This window comes from Caballeronia sp., from assembly GCF_049581465.1.
GTDB lineage: Bacteria > Pseudomonadota > Gammaproteobacteria > Burkholderiales > Burkholderiaceae > Caballeronia.
Window position 1 is genome coordinate 1 of the sequence record NZ_JBAUSA010000785.1, and the last position, 8,757, is coordinate 8,757.

Below are 8,757 nucleotides of genomic sequence, written 5' to 3' on the forward strand. Positions count from 1 at the left end.
CAGGAGCTCGTGCTCGAGCATTTCGACCTGCGTCCGAAGGGCATTATCCAGATGCTCGACCTGCTGCGCCCGATCTACGAAAAGTCGGCGGCGTATGGTCACTTTGGCCGTGAAGAGCCGGAGTTCACGTGGGAAGCGACCGATAAAGCGATGTTGCTGGCTGAAGCAGCCGGCCTCGAACCGGTTGTCGAAACGGCTTAAGCGTTTCTGCTGGTATTGGCGGGTCGAAAAGCTCGTCGGGCGTTGCGCCCGACTAGCTTTTTCTTTGGGCGATAAAAAAACCGGCGAAAGCCGGTTTAACCATCACGAAACAATTTGAAACAATCGAGTCAACGGCTGGAGAACCCAAACCATCCGTCGCTGGTCGAAAGGCGCCGCGGACGTCGGCTCGACGTATTGACCTCACCGGGAGCGGGTTTAATTTTGGCGACCGGCGCGCGTAATTGCATCGGCTTGCGCAATAAAGCTTTAAATCGCGCCTGTCGCGAAGCCGCCCTTAATCGGAGATTAGAAAAAAATCCGTGAAACCAGGAACGAATTTCATCGACCGGGTGGATATTATTAAATTCTCCCGCCAGCACCTGCGTACGGGTCGAGTGATGACGCAACGCGCGAACGACGCCGCGACCAGCGGGACGTGCCGCACGGACGGCGGCACGGGTAAGGCGATTGACGAATCTGATATTCATGGATCTCGGAATCGGGGGTTTGCAAACGCGGCAACCCAACGGTAGTCGTTTAAAAAAAACCCTTCAACACTTCGATGCTAAAAATGGTTGAAAAGTCGCAAAATATGAAGCGGGGGTCTATTCGACATCAATTTTATTAAGAATAATTACCGATACCCATATTCAATGCCCTAGCAGAATATCGAAAAATTGTTACTCGGGGAAGTCGGTAAATCCCCCATGGTTTTCGATTGTTGCAATATGTGTCGGCAACATTTGCGGGTCAGCCGAATGCGCTGGATCGCTGCTGAGACTTACAATCGATGTATTCGCCCTAATTAGCGGGTCTCTCGTTTCGTGCGACGAGCGCGGGCGCGCTGACCGGAAAGGCGCTTTACTGTGAGTCGATATGCCCATTGAGTCAAAACTGGAACAAGTACGTGCGTTGCGCGAGCACGGTTATGTCGTGGTGCCTGGGCTTGTGGCGCCGGAGCGCTGCGAAGAGATGCGCGACGTTGCGCGTCAGCAGTTGATTGACGCAGCGATGCCGGTCGAATTCGAAGCGGACTTGCAGTATCCGGGCGCTCCAGATTCCAAATCGGCGCCTGGGGGGCATACCGTGCGCCGCCTGCTGGATGCATACGCCCGTGACGCGTTGTTTGCCGATTGGGCAAAATCGCCCGACGTTCGCGGCTGGATGGAAATCTACTTCGGCGAGCAGCCGGTCCTGTCCCGCGCGCATCACAACTGCGTGATGACGAAGCATCCAGCGTACGGCAGCCTCACAGGCTGGCATCGCGACGTGCGCTACTGGAACTTCCAGCGGGACGACCTCGTTTCCGCATGGATCGCGCTAGGGGCCGAGACGGTCGAAAACGGCGGCCTGTGGTTCGTGCCCATGTCGCACAAGCTCACCTTCACGTCCGATCGCTTCGACAGCGCCAAGTTCTTTCGCGCCGATATTCCCGAGAACGAAGCGCTGATTCGCAGCGCGGTGTCCCCGGAATTGAAGGCCGGCGACGTGGTGTTTTTCCACTGCAACACGCTGCACTCAGCAGGCAAGAATCTCACCGACGAAGTGAAATTCTCGCTGGTCTACACCTATCGCGGGGCGAGCAATCCGCCGTTGCCGGGGACGCGATCGGCGTCGAAGGAAGACGTGCCGCTGACCTGAAGGACGCTTAGCGGCGCCTGCCCGGAATTGCCAAGCCGATCAGCCCGGCGAGCATGGCGACCATGCCGCCGGCGATCAGCCATATCGTCTTGTTGGTTGGCGATCCGGTGAAAAAGCGCGAAACGTCGTTGCTCAGGGAGTGATACGACTGCCCGCCAAAGTAGAGCAACAGGACGCCCCCCACGATCAGTGCAATGGAAATGGCCTTGGTCATGAAAATCTCATCAGTTTGCGGAACGCAAGCTTACGAGGGCTGGCCGCGTGCGTCCAGCGCGGGTTGCGCCGCGTCGGGTTTTGCATCCGGCTTTGCGTCCAGCTTCAGTCCAGGCTTGATCAGGCGCAGCAGGTCGGCTTGCAAGCTCGCGTAGTCGGCGCGGTTGGTCCACACGCCTACGTTCAGCTTCACGCCAGTGTCGGCGTAGTCGGACACGGCAACCCACGGTTTCGTGTTGTCGTCGTTGATGATGCGTGGATCGCTTGCCACTATCCGACGCAACGAGGCCAGCGACTCCTCGATACTCTGATCTTCTGGAATGATGACGTTCAGCACTACGCGGCGGCGATCGTTCGCGCTGAAATTGGTCACGGGATTTGCCCAAATTGCGCTGTTTGGCACGAACATGATCACGCCATCACTCTTGGTAAGACGCGTGGTAAAGAGGCCGATCTCATTGACCGTGCCGGCGGTGGCGCCGATGCCTTCAATATAGTCGCCAACCTTGAACGGTCGCAGCAGCAAAAGCATCATTCCCGCCGCGATATTCTGCAAAGTGCCTTGCAGTGCAAGGCCGATCGCCAATCCCGCCGCGCCGAGCACGGTGAGAATGCTGGCGGCGGCGACGCCGAACTTGCCGAGTGCCGCGACGATCGCGACAACCCTGATCGCCCATTGCACCAGGCTTGCCATGACGGGCGTGAAGGTGGCGTCGGCGTTAGTGCGGCGCAGCGCACGCTTCACGGTACTCGCCACGCGATTCGACACCCACCATCCGACGATCAGGATCAGCACGGCCATCAGTATGTCGAAACCGTAAGTCAAGCCGGCTGTGAGCAGGAAGTCGTACGCGGGCTTTAGTTTGTCCAACGGGTCCATAAATCTAAATCCACTCATCATTGAATAGTGAGGTTTGGGCCGCTGTATCGCGCGATCGTTCCCCACGCTGTCCGATCGGCCAGCTTTCAGCGCGTGAGCGACCCAATCCCGAATATCGGGACGCTTTTTGCAATCAGAGGGTGCGCCCGGCGCGCGGCGTCGCGATTCGCTACCATGTCGGGTCCGGCGCGCGAGGAGACACGACCCGCGCCATCATTTCTTTCACCGATCAAGGAATTTGTCATGGCTTACGAAGCAGCTTCCGAACGCTACTCAGAAATGGCGTACCGCACATGCGGAAAGAGCGGCCTCAAGCTCCCGGCTTTATCGCTGGGTCTTTGGCACAACTTCGGCGACACCACGCCGATCTCCACGCAACGCGACATCCTGCGCACCGCATTCGATCTCGGCATTACGCACTTCGACTTGGCCAACAACTACGGGCCCCCGTATGGCAGCGCCGAGACGAACTTTGGCCGCTTGTTCAAAGATGATTTCAAGCCGTATCGAGATGAACTGCTGATTTCGTCGAAGGCGGGTTGGGACATGTGGCCAGGCCCGTACGGTCAGGGCGGCGGGTCGCGCAAATACGTGCTGGCGTCGCTGGATCAGAGCCTGCAACGCATGGGCCTCGACTATGTGGATATTTTCTATTCGCATCGTTTCGATGCCGATACGCCGCTCGAAGAAACAGCCGGCGCGCTCGCGACCGCGGTGCATTCCGGCAAGGCGCTGTATGTCGGAATATCGTCATATTCATCGGCCAGTACGCGCGAGATGGCGAAGTTGCTCGCCGAGCACAAAGTGCCGCTATTGATCCATCAGCCGTCTTACAACATGCTGAACCGGTGGGTTGAAGAGGACCTGCTCGATACCCTCGAGGACATCGGCGTCGGCAGCATTGCGTTCACTCCCCTGGCGCAGGGATTGTTGACGGCCAAGTACCTGAACGGCGTTCCCGGCGACGCACGGATCAACAAGCCGGGCGGTGGGTCGATGAAGAAAGAGCATTTGAACGAGACGAACCTTGATCACGTGCGCAAGCTCAACGATATGGCGCAGCGTCGCGGCCAGAGCCTCGCGCAGATGGCGTTGGCATGGGCGCTGCGCGGCGATCGCGTGACTTCCGTGCTGATCGGCGCAAGCCGGCCGGAGCAGGTGACGGAGAACGTCGGCGCGTTGAAGAACCTGGCGTTTTCGAAGGAAGAACTCGCCGAGATCGACCAGCACGCGAAGGAAGGCGGTATTAACTTGTGGGAGAAGCCGTCGACGGATCAGCGCGTCTGATTGCTCGTGTAACGGATGCGTCGCCGGGGATAGGCCAGCAGGGCCTTTGCCCGGCGGCGCGCAGGGCCTTGCTATCATGGGGTTTCCACGGATGCGCTGCGGTTCGGCCTTGCGTGTGCGCGTTTCCCACGCGGACTTATCCAAGCCGTGAGAAAAACGCGTCGTTCTTGATGAAATCGGGGTTCAGCGCGACAAAATCGCGTCTCGAAGCCATAAATCGTGTGTTTTGTTAAAATAGCAGGCTGCGCGCGATATTTGCGTTCAGCGGCGGCCGGGGAATACGGGCCGTCATCGCTCGATCGCCGGCGATTTCGCGTCACGCACTACCCTTCGTCGCGCCTTGCTGGTGCCGTTGCCGGACTGGTTCATTGGTCTACGGCTTCTGTGATTCACCACGGCGGCGCCCTGATTCCGCACTATCCATGAAGCCATGAGCAACCTTAATCCGCAGACCGTCTTAAGCGTCCATCACTGGACCGATTCGCTGTTCAGCTTTACCTGCACGCGCGACGCCGCGTTTCGTTTCGAAAACGGCCAGTTCACCATGGTCGGTCTTGAAGTGGACAACAAGCCGCTGCTTCGCGCCTACAGTTTGGCGAGCGCCAATTACGAAGAGCATCTCGAATTTCTGAGCATCAAGGTGCAGGACGGTCCGCTCACGTCGCGGCTGCAGCACTTGAAGGTAGGTGACCAGGTATTGATCGGGAAGAAGCCGGTGGGAACGCTGGTGGCTGACAATTTGTTGCCGGGCAAGACGTTGTGGTTGTTGTCGACGGGAACGGGGCTGGCTCCGTTCATGTCGATCATCAAGGATCCGGACGTTTATGATCGCTTCGACAAGATCGTGCTGACGCATACCTGCCGTTTCGTCGATGAACTTGCGTACAAGGATTTCATCACCGAGCACCTGCCGGCGCACGAGCACCTTGGCGAGCTGATCCAGGAAAAGCTGGTTTATTACCCGACGGTCACGCGCGAGGAGTTTGCCAATCGCGGCCGGATTACGGACCTGATTGAGACCAAGAAGCTCTTTGCGGATCTTGATGTTGCGCCGTTTTCGGTAGAGAACGATCGCGTGATGCTTTGCGGCAGCCCGCACATGCTGAGGGATACGCGCCAATTGCTCGATGATATGGGCTTCCAGGAAGGAAGTAATAATCATCCGGGGCATTACGTGGTTGAGAAGGCCTTCGTGGGGTAGCTCGGCTGGGGCTCGCTTGGGGTGGGGGTGTGCTGCTTGCGGCGAGTGTGGGGTTAGGGCGGAAGGGGTGCTGCTCGCGGCGAGTGTGGGGAGAGCGTTGAGTCCTCCTGCCAGCGTGGTCGTTCTGCTTAAGTCGGATTTTCTTGCTTATTACTGTTAGCCCCTATCCGGGGCGGGACTTCATTTCATTGCAAACGCGCAAAGAAACGAAGCAAAGAAACGCGTTCAAACCGCGAATACCTCAGTGTCGTCGTTGCTCATTTCAGGTTTTTGGCACGAACGTAGCGCAGCCCCAAATATTTCACCGGCAGTCGAACACCCACCCCAAGCACTAGCGGCGCACACACGCTTCGCCTCAACAGTTCTAATCCATTCCGCCTGCAATGACACGCGTAATAACACTAGCAGAAACACTAGCAATAACCCCAACGCTAACCGAAGCGAAAGGGCTAGTGCCCATACGTTACTGTCGAGAGCCGAGCACTTGGGTTTGACCGGTTAGGGTTGTGCGACGCGGCATCGTGAAAGATGAGTTAGGACTGCAGGATTTGATGACGCGAGAACATGGATAGTCACCGACGTCGGGCCGTCGGGGCGGAGCGTGTGCGGGCGGTTGGCACTTGGGGTGGGTGTTCGACTGCGGGTTGATCAGTGAGGGCCGCGCTATGTTCGTGCCGAAAGCCTGAAATGAACGATGGCGACACTTAAAAATTGGCGGTTTAAAACGCGTTTCTTTGCTTCGTTTCTTTGCGCGTTTGCAAAGAAATGAAGTCCCGCCCCGGACAGGGCTAACAGTAATAAGCAAGAAAATCCGACTTAAGCAGAACGACCACGTAAGTAGAAGGACTCAACCCTAGCCCCACACTCTCCGCGAACAGGACCCCCTCCACCCTAGCCCCAAACTCGCCGCCAGCAGGCACCCCCCAAACCTTCCCCCCAACCACGGCAAGCAGAACCCAAAACCCATCGCACCGCTAAACAAACCCCGAGAGAACGCAGAGAACGACTATCGGGCCGCTGTTAGCAGCTTCCACTTACTGAGGATATTAATAATCTGACGCGAGTACGAATCGCGTAGCGCCGGCGTCTCCGAATGATAGGCGCCCACGGCCTGCCACGTGTTGCCATACTTGTTCATCTTCTGGCGCAAATGCCACGCAGCGATGTACACCGACTTGCACGGCTGCATCAAGGTCGTGGTGGAGATCCCATACTGCGCCAGCACACCAAGATGAATGGAGTTGATCTGCATCAAACCGTAATCGATCGACCCATTGGCGTTCTTGTTTAGCGCGTCCGGCTGATTGTGCGACTCCTGCCACGCAATGGCGCGCAGGATCAGCGGATTCACTTTTTGATATTTCGCCGCTTCGTCGAAACAATCGGCGTGCGCAGGCGCGGCGGCCAACAAGGCGCCAAACGCTGCCACAAAGACCCGCAAAAACAATTTCATCATATCGAGCACCATCTGATCTGCTGCATGCGCGGCGTTCCTACATAAAATTAACCATATGCCGATTCACGCACTCATCCCGCGGCGCTGGCGCAACGCGGGAAAACCCGGTCCCTCATTGCGCATCCAGCGCGCGGAACCGCCCGTATCATACCGACACCCTATGGGGTTTCGAATCCAGCCATCCGACATAGGCAAGGTGTGTAACGCCAAATTAACGGATTCCTGCCGTCCCAAATGACGGCGTCCTGACTTTATAGTCGCCTGCGGCGTAAAGGCATCACCTGTTCAAGCGAAGCGCTCGAAAAATCACATTTCTGCTCGCGCGCTGCGGAGACCCCATCTCGTATTGTCGGCAGAAATTCAGAATGCCTGAGTGATTCATCAGGTTACGGATCATGATGACAACGCGGCATTGTTCTGACAAAAGCGACTCAAAAAGCTGCTATCGTTTACGTTTTTGGCATGCGGCATTCCCCCGGCATCGGCCTGGACAGGTTGTTTGTAAGCTTACAGGTCGGTAACACGTCGCAACATGACGTCGACATCGTAGCTAGTTTGCAGCGACCCTGTCCACGGTCCAGACATCAGACTCCATGAGAAGAAAACGTTTGGCATTGCGTCGCATCGCGACGGCTTTGCTGGTGGCAGGACTCGTCACCACGCAACTCGCACACGCACAGGTAACGTTGAACTTCGTCAATGCCGATATCGATCAGGTGGCGAAGGCGATCGGCGCTGCGACCGGCAAGACGATCATCGTCGACCCGCGGGTCAAGGGGCAACTGAATCTTGTATCGGAGAATCCGGTGCCGGAGGACCAGGCTTTGAAGACGCTGCAGGCCGCACTGAGAATGCAGGGCTTCGCGCTCGTGCAGGACCACGGCGTGCTGAAAGTCGTTCCCGAAGCCGATGCCAAGCTGCAAGGCGTTCCAACGTACGTCGGCAACGCGCCAACGGCGAAAGGCGACCAGGTCATCACGCAAGTGTTCGAGCTCCATAACGAGTCGGCCAATAACCTGTTGCCGGTCCTACGCCCGCTGATCTCGCCGAACAATACGATCGCGGCCTATCCGGCGAACAACTCGCTGATCGTCACTGATTACGCCGACAACGTTCGCCGTATCGCAAGCATCATCGCGGGAATCGATACCAACGCAGGCCGCCAGGTCGCGGTCGTCGCGCTGAAGAACTCGAACGCGCTGGATGTCGCCGAGCAGATGACCAAGCTACTCGATCCAGGCGCAATCGGCAGCACGGATGCGACGCTGAAGGTCACGGTCACCGCTGATCCGCGCACGAACTCGCTGTTGCTACGGGCGTCCAGCGGCTCGCGGCTCGAAGCGGCAAAGCAAATTGCGCATTCGCTCGACGCCGCAACTTCGCAGCCGGGCAACATGCACGTCGTGACGCTGCGCAACGCCGATGCCTCGCGCCTCGCGAAGACCTTGCGCGCGATGTTGGGCAAGGGCGGCGAAACTTCATCATCGACGTCATCGAGTTCTTCGTCCGGCAGTTCAAGCTCGTTTGGCCCGAGCGGTGGCGGCGGGTTATCGACGGGAACCAGCGGCACGCCGCCTTTGCCGGGCGGACTCGGCGGCAGCAGTTCGGCCTCAAGCAGCAATCCGATGGGGGGAGGCGGCCAGAGCGCAGACAAGAGTTTCACCAACAACAACGACGAAAGCGGCGGGGATCAAGGGGGCAACAGTACGATCCAGGCCGATACCGCCACCAATTCGCTGATCATCACCGCGTCGGACCCGGTGTATCGGAACTTGCGCGCGGTGATCGACCAACTCGACGCGCGTCGTTCGCAGGTTTATATCGAAGCGCTGATCGTGGAATTGTCTGCGACGACGGGTGCGAATCTCGGTATTCAAT

General features: G+C 57.9%; 9 protein-coding genes. 5 read left to right on the forward strand and 4 right to left on the reverse strand.

Annotated elements, in window-relative coordinates:
• A partial coding sequence (locus tag WCA53_RS19295; protein WP_423914240.1) for a methionine adenosyltransferase domain-containing protein occupies positions 1-201 on the forward strand: 201 nt, incomplete at its 5' end.
• A gap of 128 nt (positions 202-329) precedes the next feature.
• Here WCA53_RS19295 and WCA53_RS19300 read toward each other — a convergent pair.
• Positions 330-689 (reverse strand): hypothetical protein, encoded by a 360-nt coding sequence (locus tag WCA53_RS19300; protein ID WP_423914245.1) that lies wholly within the window; start codon positions 687-689, stop codon positions 330-332.
• A gap of 388 nt (positions 690-1,077) precedes the next feature.
• On the opposite strand from WCA53_RS19300, the gene WCA53_RS19305 reads away from it, so the two are divergent.
• Positions 1,078-1,842, forward strand: a complete 765-nt coding sequence (locus tag WCA53_RS19305; RefSeq protein ID WP_423914248.1) for a phytanoyl-CoA dioxygenase family protein — start codon at positions 1,078-1,080, stop codon at positions 1,840-1,842.
• Positions 1,843-1,849: 7 nt separating this feature from the next.
• Here WCA53_RS19305 and WCA53_RS19310 read toward each other — a convergent pair whose 3' ends face one another.
• Positions 1,850-2,056 (reverse strand): DUF3185 family protein, encoded by a 207-nt coding sequence (locus WCA53_RS19310; protein WP_423914251.1) that lies wholly within the window; start codon positions 2,054-2,056, stop codon positions 1,850-1,852.
• 30 nt (positions 2,057-2,086) lie between these two features.
• Positions 2,087-2,935: a mechanosensitive ion channel family protein gene (locus tag WCA53_RS19315; protein WP_423914254.1), complete on the reverse strand. Its 849-nt coding sequence runs from the start codon at positions 2,933-2,935 to the stop codon at positions 2,087-2,089.
• Positions 2,936-3,178: 243 nt separating this feature from the next.
• Here WCA53_RS19315 and mgrA point away from each other — a divergent pair, with 243 nt between their 5' ends.
• Together mgrA and WCA53_RS19325 are read left to right on the forward strand one after the other, a co-directional pair.
• On the forward strand, positions 3,179-4,222 hold the full coding sequence (gene mgrA, locus WCA53_RS19320; protein ID WP_423914258.1) for an L-glyceraldehyde 3-phosphate reductase: 1,044 nt from the start codon (positions 3,179-3,181) through the stop codon (positions 4,220-4,222).
• A gap of 430 nt (positions 4,223-4,652) precedes the next feature.
• The gene (locus WCA53_RS19325; protein ID WP_423914263.1) at positions 4,653-5,423 is read left to right on the forward strand and encodes a ferredoxin--NADP reductase; all 771 of its coding nucleotides are present in this window, start codon (positions 4,653-4,655) and stop codon (positions 5,421-5,423) included.
• 1,006 nt (positions 5,424-6,429) lie between these two features.
• Here WCA53_RS19325 and WCA53_RS19330 read toward each other — a convergent pair.
• Positions 6,430-6,876 (reverse strand): lytic transglycosylase domain-containing protein, encoded by a 447-nt coding sequence (locus WCA53_RS19330; RefSeq protein ID WP_423914269.1) that lies wholly within the window; start codon positions 6,874-6,876, stop codon positions 6,430-6,432.
• Positions 6,877-7,472: 596 nt separating this feature from the next.
• Here WCA53_RS19330 and gspD point away from each other — a divergent pair.
• Positions 7,473-8,757 (forward strand): type II secretion system secretin GspD (gene gspD, locus WCA53_RS19335; protein WP_423914267.1); only part of this gene is annotated, 1,285 nt, incomplete at its 3' end.

Coding starts and splice junctions, on each gene's coding strand:
- WCA53_RS19315 (WP_423914254.1), bottom strand. CDS start 2,935: ATGGACCCGTTGGACAAACTAAAGCCCGCGTACGACTTCCTGCTCACA.
- WCA53_RS19310 (WP_423914251.1), bottom strand. CDS start 2,056: ATGACCAAGGCCATTTCCATTGCACTGATCGTGGGGGGCGTCCTGTTG.
- mgrA (WP_423914258.1), top strand. CDS start 3,179: ATGGCTTACGAAGCAGCTTCCGAACGCTACTCAGAAATGGCGTACCGC.
- WCA53_RS19325 (WP_423914263.1), top strand. CDS start 4,653: ATGAGCAACCTTAATCCGCAGACCGTCTTAAGCGTCCATCACTGGACC.
- WCA53_RS19330 (WP_423914269.1), bottom strand. CDS start 6,876: ATGAAATTGTTTTTGCGGGTCTTTGTGGCAGCGTTTGGCGCCTTGTTG.
- WCA53_RS19300 (WP_423914245.1), bottom strand. CDS start 689: ATGAATATCAGATTCGTCAATCGCCTTACCCGTGCCGCCGTCCGTGCG.
- WCA53_RS19305 (WP_423914248.1), top strand. CDS start 1,078: ATGCCCATTGAGTCAAAACTGGAACAAGTACGTGCGTTGCGCGAGCAC.